This is a genomic window from Sediminibacillus massiliensis, from assembly GCF_900156915.1.
Lineage (GTDB): Bacteria > Bacillota > Bacilli > Bacillales > Amphibacillaceae > Sediminibacillus_A > Sediminibacillus_A massiliensis.
Window position 1 is genome coordinate 3,670,912 of record NZ_LT732535.1, and the last position, 17,203, is coordinate 3,688,114.

Genomic DNA, 17,203 nt, shown 5'->3' on the forward strand with positions numbered 1-17,203 from the left:
TTATGGCTGACTTAATGGAAAGATTGAGTTTAAACCAAATAACAACCGAAAAATGGAGTTTAAAAGAAGCGGTGGATGGCTGCGTCCGTGCGGAGATTCCCTGGATTTCGATTTGGAGGCATAAAATCGCCGAAATCGGCTTGCAGGAGAGCAAGCGTATCGTCAAGGATGCAGGTTTAAACGTTTCAAGCATCTGTCGGGGCGGTATGTTTCCGGCCCCTACAGCCAAAGAACGGGAAGAGCGGCTGGACGATAACCGGCGTGCTGTTGAGGAAGCAGCTGAGTTGGGTACGGATACGCTGGTGCTGGTCTGTGGGCCGTCACCGGACCGCGACATTGATACAGCCCGCAACTATGTGGAAGAAGGAATCGAAAAACTTGTCCCGTTCGCCCAGTCACATGGTGTAAAGCTCGGCATCGAACCGCTTCATCCCATGTACGCAGCAGACAGATCTGTCATTAACACTTTAGGACAGGCCAATACAATTGCAGAGAAATACAGTCCTGAACAAGTTGGTGTTGTGGTTGATGTTTTCCATGTATGGTGGGATCCGGAATTATACCAGCAAATTGAGCGGGCAGCCGGCAGGATTGTTGGTTTCCATGTATCAGACTGGATTGTCCCTGTGCCGGATATATTCAAAGGCCGTGGGATGATGGGAGATGGAGTAATTGAAATCAACCGGATGCGCCAGGCTGTGGAACAGGCCGGCTATCACGGACCGATTGAGGTGGAAATCATCAACCAGGCAATCTGGGACCGTCCCGGGGATGAAGTGCTCAGAGAGATAAAAGAACGATTTTCCAAACACGTGTAAAAAAGAAAGAAAGGACTGCCACCCGGCAATCCTTTCTTTCTTAAATTTGGTACTTTTCAAAGTAATACATTTGAGGCAAACTGCGACATAGTGACAATTCTATTTCTTGTTGTTCTGAAGATCGTTGAGCGCATGGCCTCGCTGCGGCAGAACACTTCGCTTTCCGCGGGCACGGCCTCAGCCAGGGGACTACTTGAATAAGCTTCCTTGCTCCCTTTGGGACTGCGATTACTCGTCCCACCGAAAACCGTGGGTCGAGGAATTCACTACGAAGCTTGACTGGAAGACGCAGACCCATCACTAGGGGTCTTCGGACTCGTGGGACTGCGATTACTCGCCCCATCGAAGACCTTTCGCTGTCCTGCAGGAGTCTGCGTGTTCTGCCTTCGCTTTTAGATTTTTTCTGAATTTTGGCTAGGGAATATTCCATGTTAAACAAATCTAGGACCTTTTCCCACTTGATTAGATGTTATCCAAAGCGAAGGAAAAATGCGACACTCCTTGAAAAGTAAAGGTCAATTTTCTGCGGTGTAAATGAATGGATATCCTTTCAACATTCTGGGATTCCAGAACCAGGAAGTACTGTAATCGCAAGAGTCAACTTGTTCTGCCTCTTGCTACATAAGGTTTTTCTCCATTCTTGTTAGGGAGACCATGTTAGATACATTTCAGGGTCACTTCTCACCTAATCAGAAAAATATACCGAGCTGCGGAAAAATGCGAGACTCCAGTGGGAAAGGAATAGTCTGAAGACCCCGCAGTTGGCGCTTTTTGCCAGCGAGAAGGCTGAAGCGTTCCCCACGGAAAGCGAGTATTTTTCCGCAGCGTCGGCTTACCACTCCATCCGAAAAGGAGGAATTGACATAAAAGTTATGTCGCAGTTTATATTTTTTCCGATTCCATGAGTTTTCACGGGGTGAATAATCGCAATTCCATAGTCATCTGGAAAACAGCCTAGATTTTAAACTTACCAACTTGTTCATTTAATTCTGATGATAGCTTTTCCAGGTCGATTGCGCTATTTGATACTTCTTCCATAGATGTACTGGATTGCTGGGTTGATGCTGCCACTTCTTCCACCCCTGCAGCTGATTCCTCTGATACAGCAGCTATCTCTTGAATGGATTCATTCATCTGCTGGCTATTACTGCTTACTTCTTGTAGATGGTCCGTTATTTCATTAATCTGTTTAACCATATCTTTAACAGAGTCGTCAATATGCCCAAATGTCTCACCGGTTTTCCCGATTTTTTGCGAACCTTTGTCGACTTCCTGGTAACCAGCTTCTAAAGATTTGGCGACAGAACTTGATTCCGATTGAATGTTGCTCACGATTTCGGTTATATCACCAACTGAACTGGATACCTGTTCTGCCAGCTTGCGGACTTCATCAGCGACTACAGCGAAACCTTTTCCATGCTCGCCAGCCCTGGCTGCTTCTATCGCAGCGTTCAATGATAATAAGTTGGTTTGTTCGGCAATTTCGTTGATTACCTGGATAAGTTTAGAGATTTCCTTTGATTGAGCATCCAAACCTTGAACCTTTGAAACGGCTTCTTTGACAATTAATTCTATATTCTTCATTTGCATTACAGAATCTGTCATCAAGCCGCTTCCCTCATTCGTCATGTTAAGTACCTTGGCAGAAGTTTCGGATATCTGTTCACCGCTCTGATGTGCTTGGTCAATTTTTTGGACAAAGTTCGTCATCATCTCAGATAGTGTAGTAGAACTTGTAGCCTGCGATTCAGCACCGGCAGATAATTCTTGCATGGTTGAAGCGATTTGTTCACTGCCTTCTCTAACCTCCGTGGCAGCCTGTGTTAAATAAGCACTTTGCCCAGATAAGGACTGGGAAGCTTCGGATACATTATGAATGAGAGATCGGAGACTTTCTTTCATCTGTTCAACGGACCGGGCAAGCTGACCGATTTCATCTTGGTTTTTATTTTCAAGATTTATGGATAAGTCGCCTTCTTCCACTTGTTTCATTTTTTCTTTCAAAGTACTGATCGGTTTGGTAATCCGTTTGGTTATCAACAAAGTGATCAGTGCGGACAGAAGAAGAACGATGATAAGACTAATGGCAATCGGAATCAGAATAGGCTGGGCTTTTTTCGCGAATTCCTCTTTATTTACTGTTCCGATAATGATCCAGTTCATTCTGTCATTGATCGAATATCCTAATGCTTTTTCTTGACCTTCCAATTCATAATCGACTGTACCGGAATCCTCCTTTTGAGCGATGATTTGCTCGTAAAAGTCCTCGCTTGAGAAATCCTTGCCTATGTACGCAGAGTCTGGGTGCAAAATGAATTTACCTGTTTGGTCCATCACAGCTGCATAGCCTGTTTCACCTACTTTGGCGGTTTTGACCATATCCATAACAGCCTGCATGTTAATATCAAATCCTAATACACCTACAGCAGTACCATTGCTCGTGACTGTCTTGGCCGCACTAACAGTGAGTTCGCCGGAGTCGGCATCGATATAAGGTTCCGTCCAGATTACTTCTCCGGTATTTTCCAAGGCGGTCTTATACCATGGCCTTGTACGGGGGTCAAAATCTTCCGGAAGATCCAATTCAGGAGATGTCAGCATTTCTCCGCTTTCTTCTGTTCCTAAGTAGGTGGTCTGAATAGCTTCCTCGGTGGAAGAAGCGTCTTCTAGAGAATTCATCATTTCGTCCCGCTGGTTTTCAAAATTGGTGAATTGCTCTTGCTCAGCATAGTAACTAATGGTTTGTTCTTGACTTTGCAGGAATGTTTCAAAAGATTCATTTAACAGCTTTGTCTGGCTTTCAACATTTTCAGTCAGTTCCTTGGTTGTTAAAGACACGCTGAAAGTATAGCTGATTGTTCCGATAACTGCTCCTGCAACCAATATCAAAGTTATGAATGGGATAAGGATTTGTCTTTGGAGTGTCTTTGTGAAAAAGTTACGTGTTCTTTTCGTCTGTTTCTTTGGCATTAAATTGTCTGCCTCCTCGTGGTGGTATGATGAAATAGTCCTATAATCAATTATCGACTGAATAGTTCAATTGTTTAGAAAAGATAATAAGAAAAAGTTTTACCGAAAGCCGGATTCAAATGTCTTATTTCCCTTCTTTATAGAAGGATTGTGTCAAAGAATGCAGAAAAAGATAACCATCAAGGATAAGGGGGATGTTTGCATGAAAATAGGATTAGTGGGTACAGGAGGGTTTAGCAGACTTCACGCTGGTCTGCTTGAAAAGATGAAAGATGTCGAGATATCAGCTATTTGTGGACGTTCGACAAGAAAAGCGGAAGAAATGGCAGCCGGTTTTGGTGCAAAAGGATATGGCGCGTTAAAGTCCATGCTAGAGGCAGAAAGTCTGGATGCTGTATATATTTGTGTCCCGCCAATGGTCCACGGAGTAATCGAAGAAGAACTTATTCAAAGAGGAATTCCCTTTTTCGTCGAAAAGCCGCTTGGCGTTGATGATGAACTTCCAAATCATATTTGTGAATTGGTCGAAGAGCGCTCATTGATCACATCTGTGGGTTACCATTTTCGGTATCTGGAGTCTGTCGAGAAAATGAAAGATCTCTTGCGTGGCAGCAAAATAGGCATGGTTACAGCTAACTGGAGCGGGAGCATGCCAGAAGTAAAATGGTGGAGGGATAACAACCAGTCCGGGGGACAATTTGTAGAACAGACAACACATCTTGTAGACCTGCTCCGGTTTCTTTGCGGTGAGATCGATGAAATCCATGCATTCTTTGGTGAGGGCCATTTGAAAAATGTATATGAAAATGTCACTGTTCCGGATGTCGGTTCAGTAAACATGAAGTTGAAAAACGGCGCCGTTGCCAACTTTTCGAATACATGTATACTTCCTGCTGGAACAGGAGACGTCCGTATGGTTTTTTATACCGAAAAAGGCATTTTGGAGTGGTCGCCAAAGCAGTTGAAATGCATTGAAGCAGGCCGTGACACCATTTATCGTTTTCATGATAATCCATATCTGAAAGAAAGTGAGATATTTTTGGATGCAGTACGGCACGGGAAGGATAATGGCATATTAAGTCCTTACCAGGATGCTGTAAAAACACAACAAATCACCCATGCGGCCACAGTTTCTGCCCGAGACAGGTTCTCGGTTAAATTGTAACCAAGGGAAGGTGACAAAAGTGGGATTAATAGAAATAGCAGCAAAAAAATCAAAAGACTTGAACAGTGGGCCGCCTGTGACGATTGCTTTTTTGGGAGATAGTGTGACCCAGGGGTGTTTTGAGTTGGTAAAGGATAGAAATGGAAAGATCGATACGGTTTTTGAGCAGGAGGCAGCCTACCATCAACTGTTGAAACAGCGGCTCGCAGAAATTTATCCTTCCGCTCCTATTACTGTGATAAATGCAGGTATCTCGGGGAACAGTGCCGGAGATGGTTATGGAAGGCTGAAAAGGGATGTTCTACAGTATTCGCCAGACCTTGTGGTAGTTTGTTTCGGATTAAATGATTGTATGAAAGGAAAACAAGGCCTCAAGGACTATGAGTGGTCATTAACCAATATTTTTGAAGAACTGAGGGCCTCTGCCATCCCTGTAGTCTTTATGACTCCGAATATGATGAATACATATATCCACCCTTCGATAACTGATGTGGATTTTAGAGAAATGGCCCAAGAAACTATGGACGTCCAGAACTCGGGTATATTGGATTTATATGTGGATAAGGCCAGAAAGACTTGTGAACGGTTTAGTTTTCCGGTATGCGATTGTTACAGGATGTGGAAGACACTAGCCGGGAAGGGTACAGATATCACCAGTCTTTTATCCAATCACATTAACCATCCGACACGGAATATGCATCATTTGTTTGCGGAAGAGCTATTTCGATCGATTGTGCTGGAAAATATATGAGTCACTTTTGATGTGTAAAAGTGAGAATCAACGATTGACGGATTCTCCTCTTTTTTTTGAACATTTATGACTGTTTTTTATATATTCGAAATAGTAAGTCATTTGTTAAGATAGTAATGTAATCGCTTACAAGTGATTGCGGATAAAGCAGACAAGGGGGATGTAGTAATGAAAAAATCAGTGCTTATGCTTTTGGGAATGCTTATGATTTTGTGGCTCGCAGCATGTAGCGACAATGATCAGACCTCAGGGGAATCCGGAGACGGTTCAGGCGAATCCGGGAATTCTGGAGACGGAGAAATCACCTTGAGAATGGCTTGGTGGGGGGACCAGCCTCGAAATGATTATACTACTGAAGTTATCAAAATGTATGAAGAGCAAAATCCGAATGTGAAAATTGAAGCAGAATACGCAAACTGGGATGATTATTGGCAAAAACTGTCTCCGCAGGCAGCAGCAAACGAATTGCCGGATATCATTCAAATGGACTTATCGTACTTAGCGCAATATGCACAAAGCAACCAACTTGCTGATCTAAACGAATACCTTGGCAATCAGATAGATACGAGCAACATGACAGAGGATTATGTAAATGGCGGTCAAGTGAATGACGGCATTTACGGGCTTAATCTAGGGGTGAATGCATTAGGTTTTCATTATAATCCTGCAAAGTTGGAAGAAATCGGCTCTGAAAGCTCCGCTTTGGAGGATTGGACTTGGGAAGATTATCAAGCCCTTTCAGATCAAGCAGTTGAACAGGGGATTTATTTTGACACCGGTTTCAAAGCAGACGTATTTTTCAACTATTATCTACGTACTCAGGGAGCCCGCTTATATGCGGAAGATGGCAGTGGCTTAGGATATGATGACGATCAGTTGTTTGTCGACTTCTTCTCGATGATGGCAGATCAAGTAGATAAAGGGGCTACACCTACACCTGATGTACTCGCACAGCTTACAGGAATTGAGGATGATCCGGTGGTTAAAGGGGAAGCAGTTGGGATTTGGCAATGGTCCAACCAATTTGTCGGCTTGCAACAAGTTGCAGACGCTGACTTGGAAATCGCACCAATGCCTGGACCGAACGCGTCCGAAGGGCTTTTCTTAAAGCCGAGTATGTTCTTCTCTATTGCTCAAAACTCTGAGCATAAAGAAGCAGCAGCAGATTTTCTTAACTTCTTTGTAAATGATGTAGAGGCAAACAAATTGATTCTTGGTGACCGCGGCGTACCAGGCTCGTCCGAAGTGAAAGAAGCATTGATGTCAGAGATTTCAGATGCACAGCAACAGGTCTTCGAATATGTAGAATGGGCAGAACAAAACAGCTCACCTATGGGTGCTCCAGATCCAGCTGGTGCGGGTGAAGTAATTGAACTGCTTGATCAATTGGCTGAGCAGATCAGTTATGGTCAGGTGTCCCCTGAAGAAGCAGCAGAAAACTTCAGGAACCAGGCGGAAAGCATGCTGGGTCAATAAGTAAAGGAAGGAAGGAAGGTATAGCTGGTTTTCATGACCAGCTATCCTCCTTTATTTCTCTACATAACCTTTGGAAAGGGGTTGAGTACATGAATTCTCGAATACAAGACAACATGTGGGGATACTTCTTCATCGGCCCGTTTATTATTGGATTTCTATCTTTTACGATTATTCCGATGATTGCCTCACTTTATTTTTCCTTTACAAGTTATGATTTGTTCAATGCTCCACAATGGATTGGTTTTGATAACTATACAAAAATGTTCACAGACGATCCTCGTTATCTTCAATCCTTGAAAGTTACCTTTATATATGTCTTGGGTGGTGTGCCGCTTCGTTTGGCATTTGCTTTGCTGGTAGCGATGCTTTTGAACGCCGGATCCAGGGCAGTCGGCTTATACAGAACGATGTATTATCTGCCTTCTCTGATTGGCGGAAGTGTTGCCGTTGCGATTATGTGGCGTAATATCTTCGGTGATGATGGGATCGTAAACCTGGCACTCCAAGCGTTGGGATTGGATGGTATCCGGTGGTTCGGTGATCCGACAGCTGCCTTATGGATGCTGATTTTCTTATCTATCTGGCAATTTGGTTCTTCCATGTTGATCTTTCTGGCAGGCCTTAAGTCCATTCCGCAAAGTTATTATGAAGCGGCAAGTGTCGATGGCGCAAGTTTCTTTCAAAAGTTCTATAAAATTACGATACCGATGCTTAGTCCTGTATTGCTTTTCAATATTATCATGCAGACAATTGCAGCATTTATGACATTTGTCCCGGCATTCATCATTTCAAAAGGAACTGGTGGTCCGCTTGATGGAACGCTCTTATATTCCTTGTACTTATTCAAACAAGGTTTCGAGTATTTCAATATGGGATATGCATCGGCAATGGCTTGGATCATGCTGATCATTGTCGCAATCTTGACTGGACTTATTTTCTGGTCATCTAAATACTGGGTTCACTATGAATCGGAGGGGAGGTAAATCATGACAATGCCTAAACCACGATGGTTCGTCTATCACATATTGGTCGGGGGTTTTGCGATACTGCTGCTTTATCCGGTGATTTGGCTTTTGGTAAGTTCTTTTAAAGAAAGTGAAGATATCTTCGTTACCGCAGGCTCTTTGATACCCAATCCTTTTACGGCACTAAACTATGCCCAGGGCTGGACAGGATTTGGGGGATACAGTTTCGGCGTGTTTATTAAGAATACCGTTATCTTTGTTCTATGGATGCTGGCCGGGCATTTGATTTCCTGCTCACTGATTGCCTTCGGTTTTGCCAGATTGAACTTTGTCGGGAAAGGTTTCTGGTTTGCAATCATGCTGGTTACCTTGATGCTGCCGTATGAAGTGGTCATGATACCACAATACATTATATTTTCGGAGCTTGGCTGGTTGAACTCTTTAAAACCATTAGTCGTACCGGCATTTTTCGGTCACCCTTTCTTTATTTTCCTGCTCGTGCAGTTCATCAGGACGATTCCCAGGGAACTTGACGAAGCAGCCAGAATTGATGGAGCGAATACCTTTCAGATTTTCTACCGGGTCATCGTGCCATTGATCGTGCCGGCGCTCGCAACAACGGCAATCTTTACCTTCTATTGGACTTGGGATAACTTACTTGGTCCCGTCCTTTATTTAAACAGTCCGGAAAAGTACACAGTTTCGATGGCATTGAACATGTTCCTGAGTAATGAGACGGTTTCAAACTGGGGTGCGATGTTCGCTATGTCCATTGTTACACTAGTACCGGTATTTGTTATTTTCTTCATTTTCCAGCGTTATGTAGTCGAGGGGATCAGCACGAGCGGTTTGAAGGGATAACATGGCTCCTCGTTGAATAGTTAAAAGACAGCGATTTTTGAAAAAACGACAAAACTCCCTCGGACACTTATTACCATTTCAATTATTTCAAATCACAGGAGGATGGGCATATGACAGCAGTAAATAAAGCTTTGGACTGGATTACAAAAATGGCATTTTTAAATGTCCTTTGGCTGATTTTCTTAATACCAGGGCTTGGAATCTTCGGGATATTCCCGTCTACATCCGCGATGTTTACGGTCATTCATAAGTGGCTGAAGGGAGAAACAGATATTGCTGTCTTTAAGACATTCTGGCGGACATACAAAAAAGAATTTATTAAAAGCAACAAATTAGGATACTTGCTTAGCGCTGCCGGCTATATACTATATCTCGATTTCGTTTTTTTAACTTCGGCTTCCAATGAATTCACTCTTTATCTCACCATTCCTTATGTAGTTATAACGGGCATTTTCGTTTTGACAGGGCTATATGTCTTTCCGATATTTGTCCACTATGAAATGAAGTCATGGGAAGTAATAAAGAGTGCCTTTTTCATGATGCTGCTTAACCCGATGCAAACAGTTATCATGGTAATCGGAGGGGCCGGGGTGGGGTATATCCTTTGGTATTTCCAAGGTCTTGCCTTGTTTTTCAGTTTCAGCATCCTGGCCCTCATCATTATGATGCCTGCCCAGCGGGCCTTTGAAAAAATGCAGGCAAAACAGCGAGTGTCCGTACAACAAAGCAGTTAAATAATAGCGATCCCTCCAGGACTGATTTCAGGTTGGCGGGAAGCCCTGTTTGTTCAGCGTTCAGCTGGACTTTTCGGCTTGTAATGAAATACAAAACTATGAACGGGAGTTTTCGACAATGAAAAAATACGTGTTAGTTGGAACTGGCGGAAGAGCAGAATTTTTTTACGGAGCAATGGCGGAGAAATACCGGGATACTTGCGAGCTTATTGCTTTTTGTGATATTAACCAGACAAGGATGAACTATGCCAATAAATTACTGGAAGAGAAATACAAGCACCCGGCAGTGCCTACTTATCTTGCAAGCCAGTTCGACCAAATGATTGCTTCTGAAAAGCCTGACACTGTGATTGTGACCTCCATTGACCGCACCCATCATACATACATCATACGGGCATTGGAACTTGGGTGTAATGTCATCACGGAAAAACCGATGACCATCGATGAAGAAAAATGCCAGCAGATCATTGATGCCATCGACCGTACCGGCGGAGAAGTGCGTGTCACTTTCAACTACCGGTATGCTCCACACAATACAAAAATACGCGAATTGATCAAAAATGACGTTATTGGCAAGGTGAATTCTGTCCACTTCGAGTGGGCGCTGGATACACAGCATGGTGCCGATTACTTCAGGAGATGGCACAGGGATAAGCGGAACAGCGGGGGATTGCTTGTACATAAATCCACCCATCACTTTGACCTCGTCAATTTCTGGCTGGGTACTACTCCTGATACGGTATATGCCACCGGAGGACTTCACTTCTATGGAAGGGAAAATGCGGAAGCAAGAGGCGAAACCGAATTTTACCAACGAGCACATGGAAGTGAAAAAGCTAAGCAAGATCCATTTGCCATCCATCTGGAAGATAATCCTCACCTCAAAGCCATGTACCTTGATGCAGAAAAAGATGATGGTTACCAGAGGGATCAAAGTGTATTCGGGGATGGAATCAATATTGAAGACACGCTTGGGGTGGTCGTCACCTACAACAATAAAGCGATTCTTACTTATTCATTGAATGCTTATTTGCCTTGGGAAGGATTTTTAATTTCATTTAATGGAACAAAAGGCAGGATTGACGTAAGAATTGTCGAAAAGTCATATGTAAACTCTGGTGGAAAAAAGAGTGAAGAAGGACAGCTTGAAGAAATGTCGATTAAAGTAAGCCCGATGTTCGATGAGCCCTACCAAGTGGAAGTAGAAGGAGGGGAAGGCGGACATGGAGGCGGTGATCCTGTTCTTCTCAATGATTTGTTCGGTGTACCTGTGGAAGATGAATTCAATCGGGCAGCATCGCATGTCGATGGAGCAATGTCTATCATGACTGGAATAGCCGGTAACCACTCGCTAAAAACTGGAAACGCTGTCAAAGTGAACGATCTTATCAAAATTAAGTAATGCTCTTCATTCAATATAAGAGTGGGGGAGGGGGATGCTTCTTGTTAATTGGAAAGACGGCTATCATTACCGGTGGCGCTTCTGGAATGGGAAAAGCAGTGGGTTCCCGACTTGCTTTAGACGGGGCTAGAGTTTGTCTGCTTGATACCAATCAGGAAAAACTGAATCAAACCAAAGCAGAGTTAGAAGAACAAAATGGCATCGTCAGGACCACTGTATGTGATGTATCGAAGCCTGAACAAGTCGAGCGAGCTATATTAGAAACCGTGGAAGCATGGGGCCGGATAGATATTGTCTTTGCCAATGCGGGTATTGTCGGCGTTAGATCACCTATAGAGACGATGGAAGTAGACAATTGGGACAAGGTGATCAATATCAATTTGAGAGGAGCCTTTCTGACGGTTAAATACGCCATCCCCTTTATGAAAGAGCAAGGAGGCAGTGTTATCATCACGAGTTCTGTCAGTGGCAACAGGGTTTTCTCCCAAGCAGGGTTCACTGCATATTCCACTTCCAAAGCGGCATTGGTCGGATTTATGAAAATGGCGGCACTGGAACTTTCAACCTATAACATCCGAGTTAATGCAATTTGTCCAGGAGGTGTCGAAACGGAGTTCGGCAAATCGATTGAACGTTCTCCAGACCTGGAAAACATTCAGATACCGATTAATTTTCCAAAAGGTGATAAGCCATTGGAAAAGAAATCAGCCAAACCTGGGCAGGTGGCCGACTTGGTTTATTTCCTTGCGTCCGATCTTTCCAGCCATATTTCCGGTACAGAGATTTACATTGATGGAACAGAATCGCTTTTGAAAGGCTAGGGTAAAACTCGAAAATCAAAGGAGGAGCATCAAATGGCAAAACCTTTTATTAACGAAGACTTTATGTTGACTAATGAAGTAGCAAAAAAGCTTTACAAGGAGTATGCGGAACAACAGCCTATTTTTGATTTTCACTGCCACCTGAGTCCGAAAGAAATCGCAGAAAATAAACGCTACGACAACATATCGGAAGTCTGGCTGCATGGAGATCACTATAAATGGAGAATGATGCGGACTTTAGGAATCGACGAAGAGTACATTACCGGTGAAGCAGATGATAAGAGCAAATTCGAGGCTTGGGCAAAAACAGTCCCGCATACTGTCGGTAACCCCCTGTACCATTGGACACATTTAGAGCTGAAGCGATATTTCGGAATCGATACATTACTGAATGAGAACACGAGTGAAGAAATCTGGAAGGAAGTGAACAGCCAGCTTCAGAAGGAGGAATTATCTGTCCGCGGTATCCTTAAACAGTCCAATGTAAAAGTTATTTGTACGACCGATGATCCGGCAGATGACCTTCGTTACCACAAAATGATCAAAGAAGACAAAGAAATGGAGACGAAAGTGCTTCCTGCATTTCGCCCTGATAAAGCACTGGAGCTTACAAGGGCGGAATTTACTGACTATATAAGGAGACTCGGAACTGCTTCTGGATTTAAAATTGATAGCTATGATCAGCTTTTGGAAGCATTGAATCAAAGGGCTGTCTATTTTCACGAACAAGGATGCAGAATTTCCGATCATGGTATCGAGGTAATTCCATTTGAAGAATGTACAAAGGAAGAAGCTTCGGAGATTTTCGAGAAGGCAATTCGGAATGGTTCCATTACACCGGAAGAAGAAAGGAAATATAAGACATTTACACTTTTATATTTGGGCAGGTTGTATGCCTCGCTCAATTGGGTGATGCAAATACATGTCGGAGCATTACGGAACAATAATGAGCGGATGTTCGAAAGGCTCGGACCGGATACTGGTTTTGACTCGATTCATGAATTCGAATTGGCAAAACCTTTGAACCGGTTTATGAATGCGCTTGATAAAAACGATGAACTGCCGAAAATGATTATTTACAGTCTGAATCCTGTTCACAACAAAATCATCGCTTCTGCAATCGGTAACTTCCAATCGGCCGGTGTGAAAGGCAAATTGCAGCTTGGCTCAGGTTGGTGGTACAACGATCAAAAAGATGGGATGATCCGCCAAATGACGGATCTCGGAAACATCGGGATGTTGAGCAGCTTTGTCGGTATGTTGACAGACTCAAGAAGTTTTCTCTCGTTCACGCGCCATGAGTATTTCCGACGAATCTTATGTAACATGCTCGGTTCTTGGGTCGAGCAAGGGGAGCTTCCGGAGGATTACGACCTGCTGGGAAGTATTGTGGAAGATGTGAGTTTTTATAATGCGGCGCATTATTTCGGCATAGATGCTCGTGAAGAACATTTAACAGAATTATAGTTTTCCAGTTCAGGGGAACGAGAAGGCAGCTTTTGTCATCTTTTCGTTCCCCGTTGATAAGAAATGTGTAAAGGAGATGTTTCCAATGAAGCAAGTTACTGAAGCTGTCCCTTTTATTGCCTTTGGCGGGGACTATAATCCGGAACAGTGGTCGGAAGAAGTGTGGATAGATGATGCTGAAAAAATGCAGAAAGCCGGTGTTAACCTGGTCTCGGTAGCTATTTTCAGTTGGGGGGTCCTCGAGAGAGAAGAAGGCGTCTTCGACTTTTCTTGGCTGGACAAAGTTCTGGACATTCTACATGATCATGGGATAGGCGTGTGTCTAGCAACGGCGACTGCGTCCACTCCTGCCTGGCTTTCGGCCAAGTACGAGGATGTCGCAGCTATCGATCCGAACGGTCAGCCCTATCGGTTCGGTTCCAGACAGCACTATTCCCCGAACAGCCCTACATATCAAAAAGCAGTAAAAAAATTGGTACGGAAGCTGGCCGAGAGATATCGCGACCATCCGGCACTAAAAATGTGGCATATTAATAATGAGTACGCCTGTCACGTAGCGGAGTGTTACAGCAGTTATTCCAAAGCTGCCTTCAGAGACTGGCTGAAAGACAGATACGAAACAATCGGAAATTTGAACGACCGCTGGGGAACGAACTTTTGGAGCCAGCGCTATAATGATTGGGAAGAAATCGATCTTCCTGTCAATCTGGCGACATTCTATAATCCGGGTCAAATGCTTGATTATAAACGGTTCATGAATGACTCGCTTTTCAATCTTTACAAAATAGAAAAAGAGATTTTGAGAGAAGTAACACCGGACGTTCCTGTGTTTACCAACTTCATGTATGAATTCAAGCCTCTCGATTACTTCGATTGGGCAAGAGAGCTGGATGTCGTGACTTGGGATGCATACCCGGACCCAAGAGATGGAATCCCGTATTCATTTGCCCTACAACATGATTTGATGAGGAGCTTGAAACAGGGACAGCCGTTTATCTTGATGGAGCAGGTTACATCGCATGTGAATTGGCGTGATATCAATCTGACGAAAAAACCAGGCATTATGCGCTTGTGGAGCTATTCGACCATTGGCCATGGGGGAGACGGCATCATGTTTTTCCAGTGGAGACAGGCAAGAGCTGGTGCAGAAAAATTCCATGGTGCCATGATTCCCCACTCGAACAGCGAAGAAAGCAGAGCGTACCGTGAAGTGAAACAACTCGGGTCAGAGCTGAAAAAACTTGATTCTCTTGTCGGGGCAAGGACGCCTGCAAAAGTGGCGATTGTGTTTGACTGGGAAAACTGGTGGGCCGTTGAAATGGAGGGAAAACCACATAACAAGCTCGATTACATGGAACAAATAAAACGCTATTATAAAGTTTTTTATGATCGTAACATCGCAGTCGATTTTGTCCGGGCACAGGATGACTTGTCTCCATACGAGATGGTGATAGCTCCGATGCTTTACATGATCAAACCGGGAGATGCAGAAAACTTCGAACAGTTTACTGATAATGGCGGCACCCTGGTAATATCGTTCTTTAGCGGCATCGCTGATGAAAACGATCGTATTCATTTAGGAGGATATCCAGCACCGTTAAGGAAGGTGCTCGGATTGCGTGTGGAAGAGTTTGTACCATATGCCGACGAACATGCAAACACGATTGTCTACAATGGCCGGAAAGTAAAAAACTCCACATGGGCAGATATCATCGAGCTGGAAGGAGCGGCAGCGATTGCCTACTATGAAAACGAGTGGTACAAAGGAAAGCCTGCGGCGACTTGTTACAGATATGGTTCGGGAAAATCGGTATATATCGGTACAAACCCGGAAGCAGCTTTCTTAGAAAATCTACTTGGCGGATTGTTGAAGGAGAAACAAATTGATTCGCCATTGGACGCACCGCCTGATGTCGAGGTGTTACAGCGGGATACAGATCAGCACAAACACTTAATTATTGTTAACCATAATGATCACGAAGTGGAATTAAAGTTGAACAAAGGTGTCGTCTATACGGACTTACTAGCTGATGAACAAATAGAGAATACCGTACGAGCAGGTGCGCTGGATGTGAAAATCCTTCGCTTTTAATAACAGAAAGGGTGGTTGAATTGGCGAAAGAAAAGGGGCACGTCCAGTGGTTTATACCGGACGGTTACATACCGCCGGATAGTTCAGGTGATTTAACAAGCCACGAATCCATTTGTGTATTGAATTGTAACCAAGAAGATGTAAATTTGCTTATGACTGTTTATTTTGAAGATAGGGACCCTATCGAGAACATCCAGGTATCAGTTCAAGCCAGGCGCACCAATCATGTCCGGACAAGCAGCCTGGAAAGCGGTGGTCAAAAAATCCCCCATGGCGTGCCATATGCTGTCGAGATAGAAAGCGACTTGCCCGTAATCATTCAGTACAGCCGGCTGGATTCTACCCAGGCAGAATTAGCTCTATTGTCGACAATGGCCTATCCGATGGGGAAATAAGGAGTAATTCATCACAGCAAAAAAAACAGACTTCATCAGGAAGTCTGTTTTTTTTGTTTCTCCGTTTGTGGGACCATTGGAGCGGTCCTCTATAATTTGATTGTTTTTCCTATGCGGCTCCAATCGATGTCATTTTCACTTGGCAAAATTGCTTTGTCATAGCAATCTAGTAAGTTTTCGCTAAGCCCCTCGATCCAATAAAGCTTTTCCTTTTCCTCATAATGGACAAGTTCTTGCGGGAAAGCAACAGCATCCGGGACAGACTGATGCATGGCACCAATGCAGTGAACGTGGGTAGATGCCGCTTCTATACCACATAATATATCGGTGCTGTTACTGGCCGCTGCTTCAATGCAGACCTTAAGCTTAGCAAGTGAATTATGTTGCAAATCGCCGTACTTTTTAGTTGTTCCGTCTTTGAAGCGGGCCACAACAGCCTCACCGTCATTTCCTCCCGATTGATAAGAGAGGACTGCTTGATCGAATTCCAGCTCAAATCTCGGCAGAACTTCCTCCCGGACTGCATGGGAGGAATAATATAATATTTCTGTGCCTGAGTCAGTGAGCGCGCGAACAGCGCAAGTATCAAATGTTTCAATATCATTTATCCGGTATAATTCAGCGGTGACTTCGCTGATACCGGCACTTTTGTCTGCCGTTTCTCCGAGTAGATAAAAAAGATGATGCAAAAAGTGGGCTGTGGCATTGTTGGCTACACTGTCGAAAATCATCTCCCCATCCGGGCTGAATCTCTTCCCCGCCCATCCGGATCTCTGATAATAATCCTGATTGCGCGGCCATAATACAAGCGTTTTGAACCGATTGGGTTCGCCGAACACCCCTTTTATGATATCCTGTTTCAATTCCTGTACAGAGGAAGTGAACGACCAGTTGAAACCGACAGCAAGGAATTTTCCGGTTTTATCTCGGACATCCATCATTTCCTGAACATCTTTTGGGTTGCCTGTAGCTGGTTTTTCGCATAGCACATGACTGCCGTGCAGCATTGAATAGATTGCTTGTTGTTTATGCAGATGGATAGGAGTCGAAATAATGGCCAAGTCTGCTTTGTAATCTTGGTAAAAGCCCTCTAAATCTTTATAAATGGGAATGTCCAATTCTTTTAGTTGATCGTAATGGGAAGACTTCTCCGGAGCTATTTCTATAACTCCTTTTATGTACGCGTTTTCATTTCCGGCGAGCAATTCATTGAGGTAGACTTTTCCATACCCGTTAATGCCTATTAAAACAATGGATACTTTTTCCTTCATGATTATACTCCTCTG

General features: G+C 43.9%; 14 protein-coding genes. 12 read left to right on the forward strand and 2 right to left on the reverse strand.

Translation table 11 applies throughout. From position 1 onward, the window contains the following. Positions 1–2 precede the first annotated feature (2 nt). Entirely contained in the window at positions 3–818 is an 816-nt protein-coding gene (locus tag CZ434_RS18940; protein ID WP_077624550.1) for a sugar phosphate isomerase/epimerase family protein, read from the forward strand. Between the two features lie 954 nt (positions 819–1,772). Here the strand turns inward: CZ434_RS18940 and CZ434_RS21860 are convergent. Next, positions 1,773–3,788 carry a methyl-accepting chemotaxis protein gene (locus CZ434_RS21860; protein ID WP_143262148.1) on the reverse strand — a complete coding sequence of 672 codons (2,016 nt, stop codon included), beginning with the start codon at positions 3,786–3,788 and terminating at the stop codon, positions 1,773–1,775. Positions 3,789–3,990: 202 nt separating this feature from the next. Between CZ434_RS21860 and CZ434_RS18950 the strand changes: the two genes are divergently transcribed. The 11 genes from CZ434_RS18950 (at position 3,991) to CZ434_RS19000 (ending at position 15,917) form a co-directional block, all read left to right on the forward strand. Continuing rightward, entirely contained in the window at positions 3,991–4,953 is a 963-nt protein-coding gene (locus CZ434_RS18950) for a Gfo/Idh/MocA family protein (protein WP_077624551.1), read from the forward strand. 19 nt (positions 4,954–4,972) lie between these two features. Beyond that, entirely contained in the window at positions 4,973–5,704 is a 732-nt protein-coding gene (locus CZ434_RS18955) for an SGNH/GDSL hydrolase family protein (RefSeq protein ID WP_179107317.1), read from the forward strand. Between the two features lie 168 nt (positions 5,705–5,872). Then, the gene (locus CZ434_RS18960; RefSeq protein ID WP_077624553.1) at positions 5,873–7,180 is read left to right on the forward strand and encodes an ABC transporter substrate-binding protein; all 1,308 of its coding nucleotides are present in this window, start codon (positions 5,873–5,875) and stop codon (positions 7,178–7,180) included. An 89-nt stretch (positions 7,181–7,269) separates the two neighbouring features. Next, entirely contained in the window at positions 7,270–8,163 is an 894-nt protein-coding gene (locus CZ434_RS18965) for a carbohydrate ABC transporter permease (protein WP_077624554.1), read from the forward strand. Between the two features lie 3 nt (positions 8,164–8,166). Further along, a complete protein-coding gene (locus CZ434_RS18970; RefSeq protein ID WP_077624555.1) occupies positions 8,167–9,006 on the forward strand; it encodes a carbohydrate ABC transporter permease in 840 nt (279 codons plus the stop codon). Positions 9,007–9,116: 110 nt separating this feature from the next. Further along, a complete protein-coding gene (locus tag CZ434_RS18975) occupies positions 9,117–9,740 on the forward strand; it encodes a YesL family protein (RefSeq protein ID WP_077624556.1) in 624 nt (207 codons plus the stop codon). Positions 9,741–9,858: 118 nt separating this feature from the next. Beyond that, positions 9,859–11,142, forward strand: a complete 1,284-nt coding sequence (locus CZ434_RS18980; protein ID WP_077625263.1) for a Gfo/Idh/MocA family protein — start codon at positions 9,859–9,861, stop codon at positions 11,140–11,142. Continuing rightward, positions 11,142–11,963 carry an SDR family oxidoreductase gene (locus tag CZ434_RS18985; RefSeq protein ID WP_077624557.1) on the forward strand — a complete coding sequence of 274 codons (822 nt, stop codon included), beginning with the start codon at positions 11,142–11,144 and terminating at the stop codon, positions 11,961–11,963. Before CZ434_RS18980 ends, CZ434_RS18985 begins: the two co-directional genes overlap by 1 nt. 33 nt (positions 11,964–11,996) lie before the next feature. Further along, entirely contained in the window at positions 11,997–13,430 is a 1,434-nt protein-coding gene (gene uxaC / locus CZ434_RS18990) for a glucuronate isomerase (RefSeq protein ID WP_077624558.1), read from the forward strand. 85 nt (positions 13,431–13,515) lie between these two features. After that, on the forward strand, positions 13,516–15,522 hold the full coding sequence (locus CZ434_RS18995) for a beta-galactosidase (RefSeq protein ID WP_077624559.1): 2,007 nt from the start codon (positions 13,516–13,518) through the stop codon (positions 15,520–15,522). A 20-nt stretch (positions 15,523–15,542) separates the two neighbouring features. Then, complete coding sequence (locus tag CZ434_RS19000; RefSeq protein WP_077624560.1) at positions 15,543–15,917, forward strand: sensory rhodopsin transducer; 375 nt, start codon at positions 15,543–15,545, stop codon at positions 15,915–15,917. Positions 15,918–16,006: 89 nt separating this feature from the next. Here CZ434_RS19000 and CZ434_RS19005 read toward each other — a convergent pair whose 3' ends face one another. Further along, positions 16,007–17,188, reverse strand: a complete 1,182-nt coding sequence (locus CZ434_RS19005) for a Gfo/Idh/MocA family protein (RefSeq protein WP_077624561.1) — start codon at positions 17,186–17,188, stop codon at positions 16,007–16,009. Between the last annotated feature and the right edge of the window lie 15 nt (positions 17,189–17,203).